The organism is Flavobacterium sp. W22_SRS_FK3, from assembly GCF_052113665.1.
Classification (GTDB): Bacteria; Bacteroidota; Bacteroidia; order Flavobacteriales; family Flavobacteriaceae; genus Flavobacterium.
Genome location: NZ_JBGQOF010000005.1, coordinates 119,677 through 139,822, shown reverse-complemented (window position 1 = coordinate 139,822; position 20,146 = coordinate 119,677). Strand labels below are relative to the sequence as shown.

General features: G+C 34.2%; 15 protein-coding genes. 12 read left to right on the top strand and 3 right to left on the bottom strand.

Going from position 1 to position 20,146, the window contains the following annotated elements; genetic code table 11:
* Positions 1–15: 15 nt before the first annotated feature.
* The gene (locus tag ACEN2I_RS06580) at positions 16–903 is read right to left on the bottom strand and encodes a lysophospholipid acyltransferase family protein (protein WP_441765300.1); all 888 of its coding nucleotides are present in this window, start codon (positions 901–903) and stop codon (positions 16–18) included.
* Positions 904–1,015: 112 nt separating this feature from the next.
* Here ACEN2I_RS06580 and ACEN2I_RS06575 point away from each other — a divergent pair, with 112 nt between their 5' ends.
* The 12 genes from ACEN2I_RS06575 to ACEN2I_RS06520 all read left to right on the top strand — a co-directional run bounded on the left by ACEN2I_RS06575 (position 1,016) and on the right by ACEN2I_RS06520 (position 15,299).
* Positions 1,016–1,654 carry a rhomboid family intramembrane serine protease gene (locus ACEN2I_RS06575; RefSeq protein ID WP_441765299.1) on the top strand — a complete coding sequence of 213 codons (639 nt, stop codon included), beginning with the start codon at positions 1,016–1,018 and terminating at the stop codon, positions 1,652–1,654.
* A gap of 52 nt (positions 1,655–1,706) precedes the next feature.
* On the top strand, positions 1,707–2,396 hold the full coding sequence (locus ACEN2I_RS06570) for an SIMPL domain-containing protein (protein WP_441765298.1): 690 nt from the start codon (positions 1,707–1,709) through the stop codon (positions 2,394–2,396).
* Between the two features lie 199 nt (positions 2,397–2,595).
* Positions 2,596–3,228 (top strand): hypothetical protein, encoded by a 633-nt coding sequence (locus tag ACEN2I_RS06565; RefSeq protein ID WP_441765297.1) that lies wholly within the window; start codon positions 2,596–2,598, stop codon positions 3,226–3,228.
* Positions 3,229–3,371: 143 nt separating this feature from the next.
* Entirely contained in the window at positions 3,372–3,824 is a 453-nt protein-coding gene (locus ACEN2I_RS06560; protein ID WP_441765296.1) for a hypothetical protein, read from the top strand.
* 901 nt (positions 3,825–4,725) lie between these two features.
* The gene (locus tag ACEN2I_RS06555; RefSeq protein ID WP_441765295.1) at positions 4,726–6,078 is read left to right on the top strand and encodes a heme-binding protein; all 1,353 of its coding nucleotides are present in this window, start codon (positions 4,726–4,728) and stop codon (positions 6,076–6,078) included.
* Between the two features lie 66 nt (positions 6,079–6,144).
* Positions 6,145–7,863: an alpha-keto acid decarboxylase family protein gene (locus ACEN2I_RS06550; RefSeq protein ID WP_441765294.1), complete on the top strand. Its 1,719-nt coding sequence runs from the start codon at positions 6,145–6,147 to the stop codon at positions 7,861–7,863.
* 31 nt (positions 7,864–7,894) lie between these two features.
* Positions 7,895–9,889 carry a hypothetical protein gene (locus ACEN2I_RS06545; RefSeq protein WP_441765293.1) on the top strand — a complete coding sequence of 665 codons (1,995 nt, stop codon included), beginning with the start codon at positions 7,895–7,897 and terminating at the stop codon, positions 9,887–9,889.
* A gap of 47 nt (positions 9,890–9,936) precedes the next feature.
* Positions 9,937–11,451, top strand: coding sequence for a ferritin-like domain-containing protein (locus ACEN2I_RS06540; protein ID WP_441765292.1), 1,515 nt, complete (start codon positions 9,937–9,939; stop codon positions 11,449–11,451).
* A 15-nt stretch (positions 11,452–11,466) separates the two neighbouring features.
* The gene (locus ACEN2I_RS06535; RefSeq protein WP_441765291.1) at positions 11,467–12,054 is read left to right on the top strand and encodes a hypothetical protein; all 588 of its coding nucleotides are present in this window, start codon (positions 11,467–11,469) and stop codon (positions 12,052–12,054) included.
* The gene (bufB, locus tag ACEN2I_RS06530; protein ID WP_441765290.1) at positions 12,044–12,964 is read left to right on the top strand and encodes an MNIO family bufferin maturase; all 921 of its coding nucleotides are present in this window, start codon (positions 12,044–12,046) and stop codon (positions 12,962–12,964) included. The genes ACEN2I_RS06535 and bufB overlap by 11 nt, the downstream gene beginning before the upstream one ends.
* A gap of 1 nt (position 12,965) precedes the next feature.
* A complete protein-coding gene (locus ACEN2I_RS06525) occupies positions 12,966–13,805 on the top strand; it encodes an HvfC/BufC family peptide modification chaperone (RefSeq protein ID WP_441765289.1) in 840 nt (279 codons plus the stop codon).
* Positions 13,806–14,339: 534 nt separating this feature from the next.
* Positions 14,340–15,299 carry a YheT family hydrolase gene (locus tag ACEN2I_RS06520; protein WP_441765288.1) on the top strand — a complete coding sequence of 320 codons (960 nt, stop codon included), beginning with the start codon at positions 14,340–14,342 and terminating at the stop codon, positions 15,297–15,299.
* 25 nt (positions 15,300–15,324) lie between these two features.
* Here the strand turns inward: ACEN2I_RS06520 and ACEN2I_RS06515 are convergent, their stop codons facing one another.
* The gene (locus ACEN2I_RS06515; protein ID WP_441765287.1) at positions 15,325–17,733 is read right to left on the bottom strand and encodes an ABC transporter permease; all 2,409 of its coding nucleotides are present in this window, start codon (positions 17,731–17,733) and stop codon (positions 15,325–15,327) included.
* Complete coding sequence (locus ACEN2I_RS06510) at positions 17,734–20,145, bottom strand: ABC transporter permease (protein WP_441765286.1); 2,412 nt, start codon at positions 20,143–20,145, stop codon at positions 17,734–17,736. It abuts the gene before it with no gap.
* Between the last annotated feature and the right edge of the window lies 1 nt (position 20,146).

The window sequence follows — 20,146 nt, the reverse complement described above, 5'->3', positions numbered from 1 at the left end:
AAAGCTCAAAAGTTATCAGACTTTTGAGCTTTTTTTATTTTTGTGTTTCCATCTTTTATGCGTCCATAAGTAGTATTCTGGAGCTTCATAAATTTGTTTTTCGACTTCTTTTAAATACATTTCAGTAATTTTAAAATCTTCAAAATCTTTAGGGTTATCGGCAAGCGAAATAAAAGTAGCTTCATAATAACCTCTTCTCACTTTTTCAACTTTTACAAAAATTACACTTAAATTATATTTTTTTGCCAGCATTTCAGCTCCTGTATGTACGGGAACTTCGATTCCCATAAATTTACTTGAGTGAAAAATACGGTCTAATTTTGGCGATTGATCGCTTGCTAATCCATATAAACTTAATATTCCATTACGCTGGTTTTGAGCCATCAGCGGAATTGCTTTTTTTGTTTCTATTAATTCTGTATCATATTTAGAGCGAATTTTTCGGATTAATTTGTCAAAATACGGATTAGCAAGTTTTTTATAGACAGCAACACCATGAAAACCAATCTTTGGATTAATCGTCAAAAGCCATTCATAACTTGCATAATGAGAAGCAACGAGAATGGCACTTTTTCCTTTTTTTGCATAATCCAATATCAGATCTATATTAGTTATTTGAAATCTTTTATCCATTTCTGCATGTGAAATACTCATTGTTTTGATCATTTCCAAAAACATATCACACATATGCTGATAGAATTTTTTCTCAATTTTTTTTCTTTGAGTATCGCTTAAATGTGGTAGTGCAAGTGCCAGATTTGCATGCACCACTTTTTTACGGTATCCAATAATATAATATACCAGAAAATAGACACAATCTGAAAACCAGTAAAATATTCTAAAAGGAAGTATAGAAATAAACCAAAGTAAAGGATAGGCTAAGATATAAACAAGAAACTGCATCTAACTTTTTTTTACAAAGATAAAGTAAAAATGAATAACGCCATATATTTTGGACAGTTTGAAAGTTCTCTCTAAGATTGACTATATTTACAATTCAAATAAATTAAAATTTATGAATACCATTTTGATAGGAGTTATCATTGCAAATGTTTTGATTAGTTATAAGGGGTTTAATGATCCTGCTTTTTTTAGAAAATATGAATTCCATGTAGGAAGCATTCGTTCAGGAGAACAAATCAGGATGCTTTCATCCGGTTTTTTGCATGTAGATATGATGCATCTGGTTTTTAATATGCTTACGCTTTGGTTTTTTGCACCTGTGGTTTTGAATTGGTTAGGTACTTTTTCTTTTGTTTTAGTTTATTTTGGAAGTTTAATTTTCGGAAGTTTGTTAACTATGTTGTTTCACAAAAATGATTATAGCTATAGAGCTGTAGGTGCATCTGGAGCTGTAACAGGGGTTTTATATTCGGCAATTTTATTGCAGCCTGATATGATGCTGGGAATATTTTTTGTGATTCCAATTCCGGCCTATCTTTTTGGAATTTTATATTTACTCTATTCAATTTATGGAATGAAAGCCAAAAATGACAATATTGGACATACCGCTCATTTTGGGGGTGCTGTAGGAGGTTACTTAATTACTTTGATAAAAGAACCTTCATTGCTTATGGATCATACTTTAATGACAATTTTACTTGCGATTCCTATTTTGATACTTTTTGTAATGGCTAAAATGGATAAATTATAATGCTGGCACAACTTTTGAAATGCCATTATCAAACAATTAAAATATAACAAAAATGAAAAAACTAATATTATTTTTAACAATCATGTGTATGACTATGTCTTACGGCCAGGAAACAAAACAAATTCCTCAAATCAATGTTAATGGAGAAGGAAAAGTAAAAATAGCCCCGGATCAGGTTTCAGTTTCAGTTACAGTTGAAACAAAAGGAAATAATGCTAAAGACGTCAAGAAACAAAATGACGAAAAGATTGATGCTGTTTTAAAATTCATCAAAAAAATGAATATTCCAACAGCTGACTTCAGAACAAAACAAGTTGCATTGAATCCGCAGTACGATTACGAAAAAAAGAAAACCAGTTATAATGCTGTTCAGACTGTAGAAATTTTATTGAAAGATTTATCTAAATACGATGAATTAATGGAAGGATTGGTTCAACAAGGGATAAATCGTATCGATAAAGTTTCTTTTGAGTCCTCTAAATTAGCTCAATACCAATCTGAAGCAAGAAAAATTGCGATGAAAGACGCTAAAGCAAAAGCAGAAGATTATGTTTCTGTTTTAGGGCAAAAAGTAGGGAAGGCGTTTGTTATTTCTGATAACTCCCAAATATATCATCCACAGCCTATGTATGCTTCTATGAGAATGAAAGAATCTGCAGATGCCGGTTCTTCGAATGAAACTATGGCAATCGGAGAAATCGAAATAACTGCAAATGTAAGTGTTAGCTTTATTTTAGATTAATGTTATAAGTTCCAATAAAATTAAAACCCAAATTTCGATCAGTTGGAATTTGGGTTTTATTTTTTTAATATTATTACTGCTGCAATTTTTTATAAAAGTTTAAGAAGTAAAAAAACAATTGTGAGTTGATTTTTATAGATTTGTAAAATCAATATTTTCTCAAAAATTACTTAGGAAACAATTATAAAATCAAAAGACAATGAAATCTGTTACTTCAATATTTTTATTTTTAATGCTCGTATGCTCAAATTCTTATTCACAATTAAGTTCAGATAAAATATTCGAAAGTTTTAAACAGGGAGAACGTACAAATTGTTCATCGATAGCTTTTATTAAGGCTTCTTTAAACGTTTATGGATTAGATAACCTTTTTGTGACAGAAAAAATTAATGACAGTTTACAAAAAATTACATTAAAAAATAATGCATCATTTAATCTGAAAAACGAAGAACTAAAGAAGGCTAGAGAATCTGCAGGTTTTGTATATATTAAAGACAATTGCGAAAGCGAAAAAATAACAGAATATGCGATATTAACATACGCAGTAATGGCAAAATATAAGCAAGTTATTGACAAAGAGGCAATTTTTGATAAAGCATTAGAGGATTTAGAAGATGGTGAAGTACATACCCCAACAATTTATAAATATTTAGGTTTCGAAATAGGAAAACAAATACAAAAGTTAAAGCGGGAATCAGGAAGTGAATTTTGCGGAGTTGTTGCATGGTCAACAGCACATGCCGTGTTTGTTTGCGAAGAATTTATGGACTATTACGGTAATAAAAAAAGTATATTTATAAAATATCCGGGGCGTTTTAGAATTATAAAGTAAGAACACAGAACAATATTATTTATAGAATTTACCCTAAAAATAACCAATAGTAATCATTAACAAAAAAAAAGAAATCAATTAAGTTGCAGCTTAATTTAATTTATATATTTTTGTTTTCATTAACAACCAATTACATTCATAAAATGAAGAGCAAAATTATTTTACTAAGTTTCCTTTTCTTCTTGACAACTGGCGCTATTTCAGCACAGACAAAAAACGCTCCAAGAAGTATTATCAGTACAACAGCTCTAATTCGCAAATACCATGACCAAAAAGAATTGAGTGGTATGCAAAAAGGAGAACTTTTGGAATTATACATTGAGCGTATTAAAGTTCTTGTAAAAACCCTTCCATACATTGCTTTGGTTACTAAACCAGGTGTCACAATGGCTGATTTAGGTATTCCGGACGATAGTGATCACAAAAAGATATTAGATAATCAGGCAGTTGGCACTACAACTTTCCTAGAGACGACAGTAGAGTTTCAAAGAAAAATGATGCCTTATTCAGACAAAGCTAATTTAATAGCTGCTATTCTATTTTATGAAGGCACACTGAAATCATTACACGAGTTCAATGAATTGAACGAAATGTGATACTATGATATTACTTGTTTTTTCTAAATCAAATAAAAAAACCATTTCAGATGAAATGGTTTTTTTATACCTATATGTTTCGTATAATTCTTTTGTCAATTGTTTTAATTCAAAATAGTACATGTAAGTCTAATCTTTATTGAACTTAATTTTTTTGCATTCTTTTGTGTGAAATTTTTGAATTAAATATTATTCCCTTGAGATAGATTGTACACTTATTTTAGTATCACTGAATTTTCAGTTTTTGCTCTTCTGTAAGAGAAAATTGATATAAGATTTTGTCAAAGCTTAAAAGCTTAATCATAAAGACTAAATTCGGTTAGAATTTTTATTTTAATGACTCCCAGATCATTTTTTGAGCATCATCAAATTCTCTTTTTTATTGATGATGGATAAAGCTTTTTTGAAATCGGAATGTATTATTTTATGCTCAAGATCCTTTTTCAATGATTGAAAAGAATCTTGAGCAAAACAGAAAAATTCTATAAAATCAGCAAAAAGCTAAAATATATTCTCACTGTTTTAGAAAGATGGCAATAAATCCCTATTTAACTTATTAAAAGGACTATTATTCAACTATAGACGTTTCATCGAATTTCTAAACTAAAAATCTTCTAAATTATTTATTCTTTGTTCTGAATTCCATTCAGAATTTAACCTGATACTAAGATAGTCTTGCTTGGAGGAATGATGCTGTGCTATTTGTTCTGGCAGCAACAAACTTATGTTTTAAAGTACAAAAATGCTCTTATGCAGGTATTTTGGTTTCTCATGCATAACAATTCGGCATTCATACCTTTTTTTTTATTTAAATATTAGGAGCATAATAATTTTATAGAGAAATAAAATCTACTGAAACCTAATATAAGCCCTAATAAACAGGGAATAAAATAATAAAAAAATGGAAAATTCAATAAACTTAGAACAACAAAAATGCCCTTATCTAGCGCAACAAGCAGCTGCAGTCGCTGTAGTTCCGGATATTACAACTCCACTTGTATCAGCAACAAATCAGCCACCAGTCGTTGGAATTGATAATCTTGGTCTTTTAAATAATTTTATTGGTACCTGGAACAGTCCCACTGGAGCTGCTGCCACAGGTTATAATGTTATGCCTTTACCTCAGGCTGGTGCTTTAAATGGTTATATTACTAAGAATTTTCCTTATTTTGAAGAAATCTCATTTTCGGCTATAGCGGGTGGTGCACCAAATCGTGAGGGTAGATATACACAGGCAAGTAGTGTATTGTTTTATGAACAAAGAGTATACATTGCAGATAACGCTGATCCAAGCGGGGCGCAGCCAATTCAAAATACTTTAATCCATGCAGAAAATGGCACTTGGCTTTATCATGTTATACAAAATCAGGTAGAAGGTCCTTATGGTCCTGGTTTCGTTCCAGATTCAAGTCTTATTCCGGTACAAGATCCAACAACTCAGTATAACAAACAAATTTCGGTACCTCATGGTGTTTCAGTATTGATGACAGGAGGACCAGTTGTTTCCGGTACAGGAAATCCGGTTTTTCCAATCGCCGACAGAACTCAGCTGCCATTTACAGATCCTTCAATTATAGATCCGTCAACCTATTTGACACAGCAATTGAATTCATTGAATGCTAAAGGCATTACGGTTACCGATTATTCAAGTATAAACGTAAGCACTACAAATCATGGTGGTGCGGTGGGTAATATCAATTTTGAAAATTCTTTTGGAAAAGTGATTTCAATGAACACAACCTGGTATGTTGAAACTTTGAGTAATGGAACAGTGCAGTTGCAATACGTTCAAAATATCATTTTAGAATTTATAATTAATGGCGTACAAGCCCAGTTTTCGCATATTGATGCTAATACCTTACAATTAGTAGAAACGTTTGCTCAGGTGAATGCAAATAAGGCATGGCAGAATACAGGAGTTACTGTGCAGCCCGGAAATCAGGTAACTGTAAGTTACAAATCAGGCCAATGGACTGCAGATCCGGCTACAAATGGTGGTAATCTGTACGGAGCAAATGGATGTCCGGGTATTACTGTAATGCAATCTGGCTATCCAATTCAAAATATAAATATGGGGACACTTATAGGACAAGTTGGAACGAATGCTCCTTTCTTAATTGGAGACGGACCTGTTTTAACTCCCGAAGGACAAAGTGGGGCTTTAAAATTATGTATAAACGATGATTTAAATGCTGAATACGGAGCTGGACTAACCGATAACATTGGCAGTTTACAGGTGCGTATAAAAATTTAAACAATCCGAAGCGAAGGAAATTAACAGATGAAAAAATAAATACTACTTCTAATTTAGAATAGCAAAATGAAACCTATAAAAGAATTTACAGTTGCAGATTATCTGCTTACGCGACTAAAGCAATTAAATGTTACTGAAGTTTTTCAAATTCCGGGCGATTATGTAAAACATTTTACACAAGCTTTAGAAGACTTTGACGGAATTGAAACTATTGGAACTTCAAACGAATTGGATGCTTCTTATGCGGCAGATGCTTATGCGCGTACCAGAGGTTTATCAGCTGTGTCTTTCCAATATGGTGTCAGTACTTTTAGTGCATTAAATGCTATTGCAGGAGCTTATGTAGAGCGTAGTCCTGTTGTAGTCATTAGTGCAACTCCCGGAGCTGATGCGCGACAAATTGGAAGTATGTACAATGTACTTTATCATCACTCTACGGGTAATCTCAATGCAGATCAGGAAGTTTACGAAAGAGTAACTGTTGCTGCCGAGACTTTGAGCAGTTCTGTAGATGCTCCTGAAAAAATAGATAAATTAATCATTGCGGCGCTTACACACCAGCGCCCTGTGTACATAGCATGTTATAAAGAGGTTTGGGGTGAACCTTGTCCTAAACCTTCTAATAAAAAACTAGAGCCTCAAATTATAAAGAGTGAAAAAGCGGCACTTGAAAATGCTGTTTCTCAGGCCTGGATTCAAATTAGTCAGGCAAAATCGCCAATAATTTTGGCAGGTGTAGAAATCTTGCGGCACGGTTTATCCCATTTATTAGAAGAGCTTATTAAAGAAAGTGGAATGTTGTATACGACAACTTCACTTGGAAAAACGGTACTGGAAGAGAAAGGGGATAAATTTATTGGAACCTATTCTGATCAGGCTTCAATACCCGAAGTGATCAAATTAGTTGAAGCCTCTAATTGTATTTTGTCTTTAGGAACTATTATTACCGACGATTATTTATGGCTGGTAGAAAATAAGTTTTCAGATATGATTCAGGCAACAACGCAGGAAATGCGTGTTGGTTATTTTACATACAACAATGTAACTCTAAAAGACTTTATTGAAGGATTAATTGAACGTTTTAAAAAAGCAGCAGGATATCCTTTAAAAACAATAGCACCAGCTCAGCCAAAATTTCCAGAACCGTGGAGATCCAATTCAGACTCTAAATATGATTTAACACCCGAAGTAATAACATTTAACCGCTTTTTTGAGCATACAACGGCTTTTCTGCAAAAGCAGAAAATGCTTAAGGACATTGTGATGACTTTTGGTGTAAGTTCATCCATGTATGTGGCTACCAATATGTACGGATTATCACAGAACGCCTATATTTCTTCGGCTGCCTGGCAGTGTATTGGTTTTGAAACTGGTGCAGCTTCCGGAGCACAGCTTGGAAGCGGTAAACAGGCGTGGACAGTAGCCGGTGATGGTGGTTTTATGATGATCGCACAGTCACTTTCGACTCTTGTAAAATACAACATCAACTCCATAATTTTTGTAATGAGCAATGGGGTATATGCTATAGAGCAGGTTTATGTAGATATTGACTCATTTAAGGCAGGACCATCTTATAAATTTGATGCATTTGATATTCTTCCAAAATGGGATTATCAGGCACTTGCCAAAGCATTTGGAGCAAATAGCTACAAAGCCAAAACGGTTACAGAGCTTAACGAAGTGCTGCTTAAATTGAAGAAAAAAACAAATCTTCCTACTCTGGTCGAAATTGTAATTCCTCGAAAAGATCTCGCACAGCAAATGGAAAGATTGGGTAATGAATAAAAACGATCAAAAATTTTAAAAAAATATTATCATGACTAAGAAAACATATTCTATTTTTGGAGCAGGTGCAGCCGGACTTTATACTGCCTGGAGATTACTTGATGGAAAATCTAAACAGGAAAAGAACCAAAAAATGCTTGTTAAAGGCGATGTGTTGGAACTTTACGATTGGGGTAAATATGATTTTTCTAAAAAAAACACAGGTACCAGAGAACCAGGTGCACGTGTTTGTACATGGCATTATAAAGACGACAAAAACAATTCGTATCTGGAATTGGGCGGTATGAGATATTTGTATTGGGATGGAACTCCTAAAGGACCCGGACATCGTTTGGTAACTAAAGTTATAGAGAAACTGGATTTAAAGAAAGATTCAATTCCATTTAATGAATCCGGAGATCCACTACTGTCTTTGCGATCTAAAAACATGTACATTTCAGATGTTACTTCTAAACAGCCAGCCCCATATTTTGCAAACAATTACGCTCAGGATGCTCCTCCAGATGATGGTTTTACAACGACACAATCTGTTGCGATCACGCAAACAACAGGGCCTACTACCCGAAGAGAATGGTGTAAATTTTATGATGAAGGAAGAATTAATATCGATATGCCTGATAGTTCGATTTATCAGAAAGGAGATTTACTAAAGGAAATTGGATATTGGAACCTGAGTTATGATATGCTTGGACAAGAAGGATTTAGCTATTTAGCGGATGGAAATGGATATAGTTCAAACGTGGTAAACAGCAATAGCGCCCAGTCTTTTAATGTCAATGATGAGTTTCTTCCGGGAACAGAATACAAAACGTTAATAAAAGGGTATTCCAGCTTATTTGATAGCTTATTCGAAAAGGTTGAAAAATTGGCAAAAGAAAAAGGAATCACGCTAAATTATTTTCCAAATACCCGATTGCGTTCTATTTTGTATACCAAGTCAGGAGTACATTTTACAACAGCAACACGTCAGGATCCTGATACGCTTGCAGAAAGCAAAATATGCCATGCTGCATTTCTTGCAATGTCAAGAGCAGCCATTGAATTAGTGGCTCAAGCATCAAGATATAGCGACAAAGAAGGTTTAGATATATTAAATCACGAAAAAGTGCAACTATATTTGGAGTCTGTACTTATGGAGCCTTCCTATAAAGTAGGTATGTTTTTCAAGACTCCATGGTGGAGAGAAACTTTAGACGGAAGTCCAACTTATCCTGCTAAGTTAACAAGTTACTTCTTAACACAGGAAGGAATCGCCAAATTAAATAAAGAGCATTTTCCTTCTAAATATTTAAAAGAAATAGAAAAGGCTAAAAATCCTCTTATAATAGGTAATACCTTTAATGATAAGGCCAGTTTTATAGCGGCTGTAGAAAGCGCAATTCAGGATCGTCTTACTTTTAAAAAAGAAAAACAAATCTCAACGATTGCCGAATTGGATACCATTGGTCCAAGTATTACAGATATGCCCATCCGACAAGTCGTTTATTTTGGCGATAATGCCAGAAGTGAAAAAGGGGATAAAGTATATGGTATTCTTGCCAGTTACGATGATATTCAGTATGCAACATTCTGGAAAGCTTTAGAACTTGGCCCAAATAAAACACGTAAAATTCCGGAGTCCAGAGATTGCCAGCCACTTGAAGGCCCCAGAGAAGCTACGCCTATAATGGTAAAAATGCTTCGCTCTCAATTGGCCTCACTTCATTTTGGACCACAGGCAGATTATTCTTATGTGCCTGAACCTTTAGAAACGAGGTACATGGATTGGTCACTTCCTCCTTTTAACGCAGGTTATCATGCTTATAAATCGCATTATGACTTAGGTGATGTACAGCAAAAAATTAGAAAACCATCACAACTTGTGCCGAAAACAGATTGCGAAATTTTTATAGTTGGAGAAGCGTATTCAAATGATCAGGCTTGGGTAGAAGGTGCTTTTTGTACAGCGGAATCTGTTCTGAATGATTTTTTTGGAATAGAGCCTATCATAGACGAAAAATATTATCCATTTATTTGTCCGAAGTAATCTATTTAACCCTTTAGGAATAATTCAAAATGAAAATAATTTAACACATGAAAATCGAAAAACTTTTTACACTTTCAAATACGGTAACAAAAGAGAATATTAAAGACGTAATGCAACAGGCCATTGCGCTGGAGCTTGCTACTATTCCAACCTATTTATCAACCTATTACTCGATAAACAGAGCACAGGATCAGGATAAATTGTATTCAAAAATTCATACTCAGCTTTCACAATCCGGCGAACGCTCTGAGGCTGAAATTGATGAACTTACACAGGAACTAAAACTGGATGTATTGGTTTATTCGAATAAATCGGCCGCTTTAATTATGAGCGTTGTGATAGAAGAAATGCTGCATTTGGCTCTTGCCTGTAATGTAAAACAAGCAGTTTGTCAAATAGAGCCGGATCTAATGGGTATTGGAAAAGTATTGTCATTTCCAACACAATTAGATGGGCATATTCCTGAATTCCAGATTAATGCTGCAAAATTGTCGCTGAAACAATTGACAACCTTTTTGCAAATAGAAAGTCCTGAGCCGTTTATAGACCCTTATGCCAATAAACAACTGCAGGATACGATTGACTATCAAACAATTGGCCGTTTGTACGAAATGATTATTGAATGTGTAAAAGATGATTTCCCTGGGCCATATAATTACAGGCCACAATTGCTGCCTCCTGATAATCCGGAACGTCCAAAACCGTACTATTCGCAAAATTCAATGAATACTGTACATTATGACAGAGATCATAATCCTCAATTTGCTAATGGCAATGATAGTGGCGAACTAGTTGGGGTACACGATGCTCATTCGGCAGTTGAGGCTTTGGAACGCATTGTAGAACAAGGAGAAGGAAGAAGCAAAGAGAAGCAGCATACTTTGATTTGGGGAGCGGATAAAATGCCAGTTCCTATGGAAGTCGTGAATGGCAAGGTTACTTTCTGGGAAGGAGATTATGATGATACAGGAAAAGAAGTGGCGCATTTTGCTAAATTCCTCGAAGCTTATAGTCTTGGAGGTTATTATCAGGAAAAATTCAGTAAAATTCAGGGTTTAGACGATTTCTTTAGCTATTTTGTATATGATACTGATGCAAATCCTAGTACTGCAGATTATATAGCTTCAGGCAATCAGTCACTCGCCTTATGTTCAGAATTGGGTAATGCCGTTTTTGCTTATATACTTTTAATGATTGAAACCTGCTATTACAAAGATGAAAGTACCCAGTATGATTTATTTATGTATGGTATTCATAAATCAATGATCTGGCTTTTGAGCGGTGTTGGAAATCAAATCAATCAGTACAGCTATACAAAAGGGAATCAGGCTTACAAAGGAGCTTTAACATTTGAACCTTTTTCGTTTGAGCAAAGTTTCTTAAGACCTAAAGCTCAAATCATGAATCTGGTGGATCAATTAGCAAAAGCAGATCCTGTAAATTGGGGCTGGGCAATAAAAAGTGAAAATTATTTCCCCTCTTTACCTGATGTAGGATTGGATCATAGTATTGTTGCCGATATGCCTAAAGTACCAGGTACCCCTTATACCCATCATCATTAATATAAAAAAGATAATATGTCAGAATTAGTAAATAGAGAGCTTCATGTATGTATGGGGCTTAATTCATGCAAAAATGCCGGATATTCAGGAAATAATGACTGTGCAGGAAAGGGAGATTGTTCAACTGCTGTTGGTCATCCCTGCCATACTTTAAATGCATGCAAAGGGCAGGGTGGATGTGGAATTTTTGGTACTACCGAAGAATTTAGTCACCCAGGTGAAAACGAATGCCGCTATCAGGGCAGTTGCGGCGTGCCTATTTTGTCATCTCGTTTTATGGCACAAGGACCTAATAAAGGACTTAGTGTTTGGCAATTAGCAAGAATACGTTTTGAAGAAAAAAGAAAAGCAAGCGGCAAATCCTTTGGTGAAGCTCCACAGCAATACGGACCAAGCGATGAATACGTAAATACAGTTCGCGGCACTACAGGTCAGGATTATTCTTCTTGTGGACAAAGTGGTTCAAGATCTTGTTCGTACATCAATAATCCTGTCGAAAGAAAAGCTGCTGCCGATCTTAGAGTTTTAAAAATGGAGCAGGAAAGCACTGAAAGGCTGCCACAGGCTGCTACAGATTGTGATTCGAATAAAAATGGCAACTAAACTTGGATTACCTAATTTAGGATTAGGTTTAGGACTCAGAAGCCAGCATTTTGAGCACATTTTGAAAAAAAAGCCAGCCGTAGATTGGTTTGAGGTAATTTCTGAGAATTTTATGGATTCGCATGGAATGCCAAGATATATTTTACAGCAAATAGCAGAGCAATATCCCGTGGTCATGCATGGGGTATCGCTGTCTATAGGAAGCACAGACCCTTTAAATTTAGATTATTTGAAAAATTTAAAACAGCTGGCAAGCGAGGTAAAACCAGCCTGGATTAGTGATCATTTGTGCTGGACAGGAGTTTTAACCACTAATTCGCATGATTTATTGCCGCTTCCGCTAAATGAAGATTCATTGAAACATGTTTGTAATAGAATCAGGCAAGTTCAGGATTATTTAGAAAGGCCGCTGATAGTAGAAAATCCAAGCACTTATGCATCGTTTAATAATTCGACGCTTTCGGAATGGGAGTTTTTACGAATCATGACCGAAGAAACAGGCTGCGGATTACTTTTGGATGTAAACAATGTGTATGTGTCTTCTTTTAATAATGATTTTGATCCTTTAGAATATATCAACGGGATTCCACATGATAGAGTGGTACAAATGCACTTGGCCGGTCATCAAAATTGCGGTAATTATATTATCGATACCCATGACAGGGAAGTGACCCATCAGGTTTGGAAATTGTTTCAGCAGGCTTATCAGTTATCTGGTGAAGCTTCCATTTTACTGGAGTGGGATGGCAACATTCCGCACTTTGATGTATATCATTCGGAATTACTAAAATCAAAGCAATATATGGATGCCACTTTTGCTGGAATTCAAACAAAAGTACTCTCTCTCGATAAAGAACAGGTTTCAAACCCATTGAATCTATTTGCTATGAATAAATTTTATAGGCACTAAAATGCAGAAAACGGTTAAAATACCATTAAAAGATTTTCAGCAATGGATGCAGCAGCTTTTGCTGGATCCTTATCAGCAAACAGGAATCAATCCTAATGATCTGCTTTCGAATGAATCAAATATAACTTCAATTGAAGATGTAATTTGTCACTCGGAAAAACTTACTGCTCAGGAACATTTAGGAATTTACCAGCGAAGTTATATAGCACGTTTGCGAAATTGTATGTCACAACAATTTAGTGCTTTAGAATATGCTTTAGGCGAAGATCTTTTTTGCGCTTTTGCGGATGATTATCTTGCTTCAAAACCATCACAAAATTATAACTTATCTTTTTTGGGTGCTCATTTTGCAGACTATCTCGAAAATAAAAGACCTGATGCCAAAGAAGAGATTAAAGAAGACTGGATTGATTTTATGATTGAACTGACTCGGTTTGAATATGAAATCAGCGTTCTTTTTGAAGTGAAAGCAGAAGAAGACTACCAATTAGCAAACATGGATACGCACGAAAATGAATTAAAATTAGTACCAATATTTGCCTTATTTAAATTCCGATTTCCGGTGCGAAAGTATTATTCTGAATTTAAGAATGGAAAGCAGCCTGATCTACCGCTTGAAAACGAAACTTATTGTGTCGTTTTGCGTCACAAATTTAAATTAGCGATTTATGACTTGCACAAAGAGCAGTATGATTTTTTAATTTTTTTGAAAGAGCAAGGAAATATTGCTACTGCAAAACAGTTGTTTAAAAGCAATTATAAAGAAAATAGTATTTTGTTTGAAAAAGTATGGAGTAGCTGGAAAGAACGATGGGTAACAGCTAATTTTTTTCGAAAATAAAGAAAAAATAAAAGAAATCTTTAAATAACATTTTTTTATTTCTTTTAGTATTGTGACCTTCTCAAGTTATATTTTGTTTCGACATATCCTTTCTCATATAAGTCAACGCGAAAAGACAGAGATATGGAAAACTTCAGTGAGTAATTGACTCCAAAACCCATTTTTGCTGATGACTAAAATTTTACTGCTCTTTAAAAAAAAGAGTTTGAAAAGAATTATCATTCGAATTAATTATAAAATGCCATAAATTATTCTTTATTCTCAACCTGTAACTGAATTTACCATAATAAGGATTGTCTGCTGTTAGTGAATGTCCGATAACTATATAAGTAGGTTTTGCAGGATTTCGATAATTTTTTATCTTTCACTCTTACTGCTAAAAAATGTTTTCAATCTTTGAACTCATGATATTTTTACAATATGTAAAAGCTTTCTATTTATTTCAAAGTGTATAAATGAAATAAAAAAATAGAGTTTTAAACTACATATTGATTGATTTCTTAGATTTGTATAACGCATCAAAACTTTTTTATTATGCCAGTAATTGAACAATCAGAATATGTTTTTCCTCCGATTATTCATCGCAACCGGCATATTTCTACTATTTATGCTGCTTTGTTTAAAAAGTTTGAAGTGCCAGGATACACAAGAGAAAAGCATGAGTTGAGTGACGGAGATTTTATCAATATTGATTTTATAATAAATGATCCTAAAAAAGCAGTGATTTTATGCCATGGTTTAGAAGGTGATTCCCGCCGAACATATAATAATAGTTGTGCCACTTATTTTCAGCAGAAAGGTTTTTCAGTTTTTGCATGGAATAATCGCACTTGTGGAGGAGAAATGAACCGTCTCCCGAGACTTTATCACCACGGCGCGGTTGATGATCTGAATGAGGCTGTTCAGTTTGTTTTACAAAAAGGCTTTGAAAATGTTTATTTGATTGGATATTCAATGGGAGGTGTGCAGCTCCTAAATTATTTTGGATGGACAAAAATCGATGAACGTATAAAAGGAGCTGTTTGCATTTCAGTGCCAACTCATATTGCAACAAGTGCTGCTATACTCAAACAAGGCTTTAACAGAGTATATTTAAAGAATTTTACAATTGATATTAAAAGAAAGCTCAAATATAAGGCAGCACAATTTCCTGATTTTATAAACCGTGATCAAATTGACAGCATTTCTTCTTTTGATGAAGTTGATCATTATTTTACAGCACCATTGCATGGTTTTGCCAGTCGCGATGACTATTACCAGCGTGTTTCTCCAGAGTTTTCGCTTCAATATATTACCACTCCTGTTTTAATTATTAATTCTTTGGATGATCCTTTTTTAGGTGAAAGATGTTACCCAAGAGCTATAGCTAAGGAAAGTACATATGTTTATCTTGAAACCCCAAAGTATGGAGGACATTGCGCTTTTCCATTACGTAACTCAATGTATTCTTATGCTGAAAAAAGAGCCTATGAGTTTTTTAAATCCTGTAATTAAATATGTTAACATAGTTTAGTCTTATTTATTCGTATTTTAAATATTTTAAAATGTCAACTTTTGTTATTTGGTATGCTTTTGCCAAAACGATTGTAAGTGTCAGGAATAATAAAGACACAAAGGCAAGGATAAAAGGCAAAACCGGAACATCGATGCGGAAGGCAAAATTTTCAAGCCATTTTTTTAATAAAATATAAGCCGGAATAATCCCGATTAAAAATCCGATGATACAGAAGATTACATATTGTTTAGATAAATCTTTCAGTAAAATGTTCGTTTCTGCGCCAAGTGTTTTTCTAATGGCAATTTCGCGTAATCTTCTTTCCATTGAAAAAGAAGCCAGGGCAAATAATCCAAAAACGGCGATTAAGATTACTACAATGTTTAATAAGCTAAATAAATTTCTTTGGTCTTCGTACTTTTTGTAGGTTCTGGCAAAGTTTTTATCTACAAAATTGTATTCAAAAGGATATTCAGAATCCACTTTTTTAGACCAAAATTCCTTAAGCGAAGCAATAGTCTTTGACATGTCTTTTGTCAAAAGCTTTACAGAAACATATTCTATATTGCCTTGTGTCCATTTCTGTGTATTGATATGGAACAAAATCATAGGATTTATTTCAGTGTCTAAACCAGAATAATGAAAGTTTTTCACGATTCCCACAACTTTATATTTTTCGCCATTCCAGCCAATTACTTTATCCAGTGGATTTTTTTCGCGCAAAGATTTAGCCGCCACTTCATTCAGTAAAACATTAGAAATAGTATCTGATGCCAGTTTATCTGTAAGTGATCTTCCTTTTATTACTTGAATACCTAACATTTCAAGCATTCCAAAATCAAATCCGATTTGCTGAACTATGGTTACTTCGTTGTTATAAAACAATCCACCTTTTGAAATTTCATTTTCTCCAATAGAAAATGCTCCGGCAGAAACATCTTCAACACCATTTATTTTTTGAATTTCCTGTTGAATGCTTTTGTATTGCTCAAATTTGCCTTTACCTTTTTGCTCTCTAAAAGAAATATTCATTACCTCAGATCCTTTAAAACCTAAATCTTTTTCTATCATAAAACTGACCTGCTGGTAAACTATAAGAGATCCGATAATGAAAAAAGTTGCAATCGAAAATTGTACAATAAGCATACTGTTTCTAAGCCATATTCCGCTTTTACTACGCAAATAATTTCCCTTTAAAACGTTCAGGACTTTAAAATTTGAAATGTAAACTGCCGGAAAAACGCCACAAACGAAGATCGCAGCGATGAAGATTATAACGAGCTGCAGGTAAAATTGTGATCCGGACAGAATTAATTCTTTGTTTAAAAATTGATTGTAAAAGGGCAAAGAAATTTCAACAATTACAAGTGCCAATAATATGGCAAATGATGTGATTAATGCCGTTTCAAATACAAACTGATAAACGATTTGCAATTTTGTGGCGCCAATAATTTTTCTAACGCCTACTTCTTTTGCTCGTTTTATGGCATTCGCCGTGGCTAAATTTATATAGTTTACGATTGATGATATTAATATTACGATCGATAAAGCCATTAATATTCGTAAAAACTGCAGATTTCCTGTTCCTTCCGGAAAGGGATACTCTCCATTATAAAGTCTTGAATTTTTAAAAGGAAGTAATTTAGACTTCAAAGGTTCGCCAAATTTTTTTATAAAAGCCTTAAGGGTCATCCCTTGATTTCTCGCTTGCTTTTTATAGTTTTTTTCAAGAAATAATTGATCCAGACTTTTGGCTACTAATGCTGCATCTTCCTTTTTATTTAATTTTAAAATTAAACCAAAATTAAAACCCCAGTGGTCTTTCAAATGTTCCAAATCTTCTTCAATACCATTTATAATTGCGGCTGGTATTACAACTGATTTTTCGGGTAATCGATATACGCCGCGAACAACAAATAGTTTGTCCGCATATTTTACTTGTTTGCCAACAGGGTTTTCATTCTTAAATAAGCGAAAAGCTGTTTCTTCAGAAAAAGCAATACTTTGCGAATCGTGCAGGGCACTTTTTGCATTACCATATTTGAATTCAAATGGAAAGAAAGAAAAGAAACTTTCCTGGGCTGAAAATATTTTATCAACCAATTCTCTTTTGCCATTGTATTGTATGGTTTCTCTCGTGTAATAGGTATTGAAATAGCAATAATCTTTTAAATAAGACGTAGTTGATTTTAGCGCCGGAGCAGTAATAGCAGAGTTTCTGGCAAAAACATTTCCTTCTCCCAGGTCATTCATGACGATATAGGTTTTGTCACTTGAAGTATTCCATTTGTCATAAGAATATTCATCATTCCAATATAGAATCGCAAAAATCAATCCTGCGATTCCAATACTCAAACCCAAAACATTCAAAGCCGTAAAGAATTTATTGTTTTTGATGTGGTATATAAATATGTTGATATAGTTTTGTAGCATTTATTCGTATTTTAAATATCTTAGGACATCAATTTTGGTTACCTGATATGCTTTTGCCAAAACAATTGTCAAAGTCAAAAAGAGTAGAGAAACAAGCGCAACGAAAAAAGGAAGCACTGGAATATCAATTCTAAAAGCAAAATATTCTAACCATTTTTGCAATAAAATATAAGCAGGAATTATTCCGATCAAAAAACCGATCATACAGAAGATTACATATTGTTTTGATAAATCTTTGAGTAAAGTATTGGTTTCTGCGCCGAGAGTTTTTCTGATGGCAATTTCTCTAAATCGTCGTTCCATCGAAAAAGAAGCCAAAGCAAATAATCCGAATACCGCAATTAGAATTACAACTACATTTAGAACAGAAAATAACTGACTTTGATTTTCGTATTTTTTGTAGGTTCTGGCAAAGTTTTTATCTACAAAATCATATTCAAAAGGATATTCGGTATCTACTTTTGTTTTCCAAAATTTTCCAATAGCATCAATGGTTTGAGACATTTCATCGGGAGAAATTTTAACGGCTACCGTATGCATTTCACTCTGAGTCCATGATTGTGCTTTGATGTGAAAGAAAATCATTGGCCCAATTTTATTTTCAAGCCCAAAATAATTAAAGTCTTTTACAATTCCGACCACTCTGTAATTGCCGTCCTGCCAATTGACTACTTTATTCAATGGGTCTTTTTCCTGCAATGTTTTTGCGGCAGTTTCATTTAGTAAAACATTGGAAATCGTGTCTGAAGCAAATTTTTCGTTTAAGTCACGTCCTTTTATAACTTGTATGCCCATCAGATCCAGCATTCCAAAATCAATGTCCAGTTGCTGCGTTATCACCTCCTGATAATTTTTGTAATGCAAACCGGCCCATGAATTTTCTACACTTCCAATAGAAAATGATCCTGCAGAAACAGCTTCAACGCGATTAATTTTTTGAAGTTCCTGCTGAATGGCCTTATATCTTTCAAACTGTCCTTTTCCTTTTTTAGACTTCAGTGAAATGTCTATAACCTGCGCTCCTTTAAAACCCAAATCTTTTTCGGCCATAAAATTTACCTGCTGGTACACGATAAAAGAACCAATGATAAAAAATGTGGAAATCGCAAATTGTAAAATCAGCATTCCGTTGCGAAGCCAGATACCGCTTTTGCTTCTCGAAAAGTTTCCTTTTAAAACTTTCAGCACTTCAAAATTTGAGATGTAGATGGCAGGAATAACACCGGAAACAAAAACAACAAGAATAAAAACCAATACTAATTGAAGGTAGAACTGACTTCCGATAAGAACGAGATTTTTGTTTAATAACGCATTGTAAAAAGGCAATGAAAGTTCGACCATCACCAATGCCAGCAATACTGAGAACAGCGCAATTAAAATGGTTTCATATACAAATTGAATAATGATTTGCAATTTTGAGGCGCCAACAATTTTTCTTACTCCTACTTCTTTCGCGCGTTTTACTGCATTTGCAGTGGCGAGATTAATGTAATTGGCAATCGATAATAACAAAATAAGTATGGATAAACCGATCAGTATTCGCAAAAAAACGACATTACCACTTCCTTCTGCAAACGGCATATTTCCCTGATGAAGTCGTGCACGTTTAAGGGGTAATAATTCTGCTTTAAGAGGTTCGCCATATCTTTTTATAAACGCCTCAAGGGATAAACCTTCGATCTTTGCCTGTTTTTTGTAGTTTTTTTCAAGATGTATCTCATCCAGTTTTTTAATGACTGCAGTGGTGTCGCTTTGCTTTTTTAGCTTCAGCATCAATCCATAATTTAAACCCCAGCTTTCTCTGTTTTTTTCTAAATCATCTTCTATTACCGTTGTTACTGCAGACGGCATCACGGAGGATTTTTCGGATAATCTGTAAACTCCGCGAACAACGAAAAAACGTTCGGCATATCTGACTTGTTTTCCCATCGGATTTTCGCCTTTAAATAAACGTGAAGCTGTTTCTTCAGAAATTGCGATGCTGTTGCGATCGTGAAGAGCACTTTTTGCGTTACCACGAATAAATTCGAAAGGAAAAAAAGAAAAGAAACTGCTTTGCGCCGTAAGAATCTTATCGAATACCTCTGTTTTTCTCTGATATTGTATTGTTTGTTTCGAATAATTGGTTCTATAATAGCAATATTCATCTAAATAAGAGGTGGTCGACTTTAAAATAGGAGCAGGAATTGCTGAAGATACACCCCAGACATTCCCTCCGCCAAGATTACTCATGACGGAATAGACTTTGTCTTTTTCAGGATTCCATTGGTCATAAGAATGTTCCTCATTCCAATATAGAATCGCAAAAATTAATCCTGCGATTCCAATACTCAAACCCAAAACATTTAAAGCTGTAAAAAGCTTGTTGTTTTTGATGTGGTATATAAATATGTTGGTCCAGTTTTGCAGCATT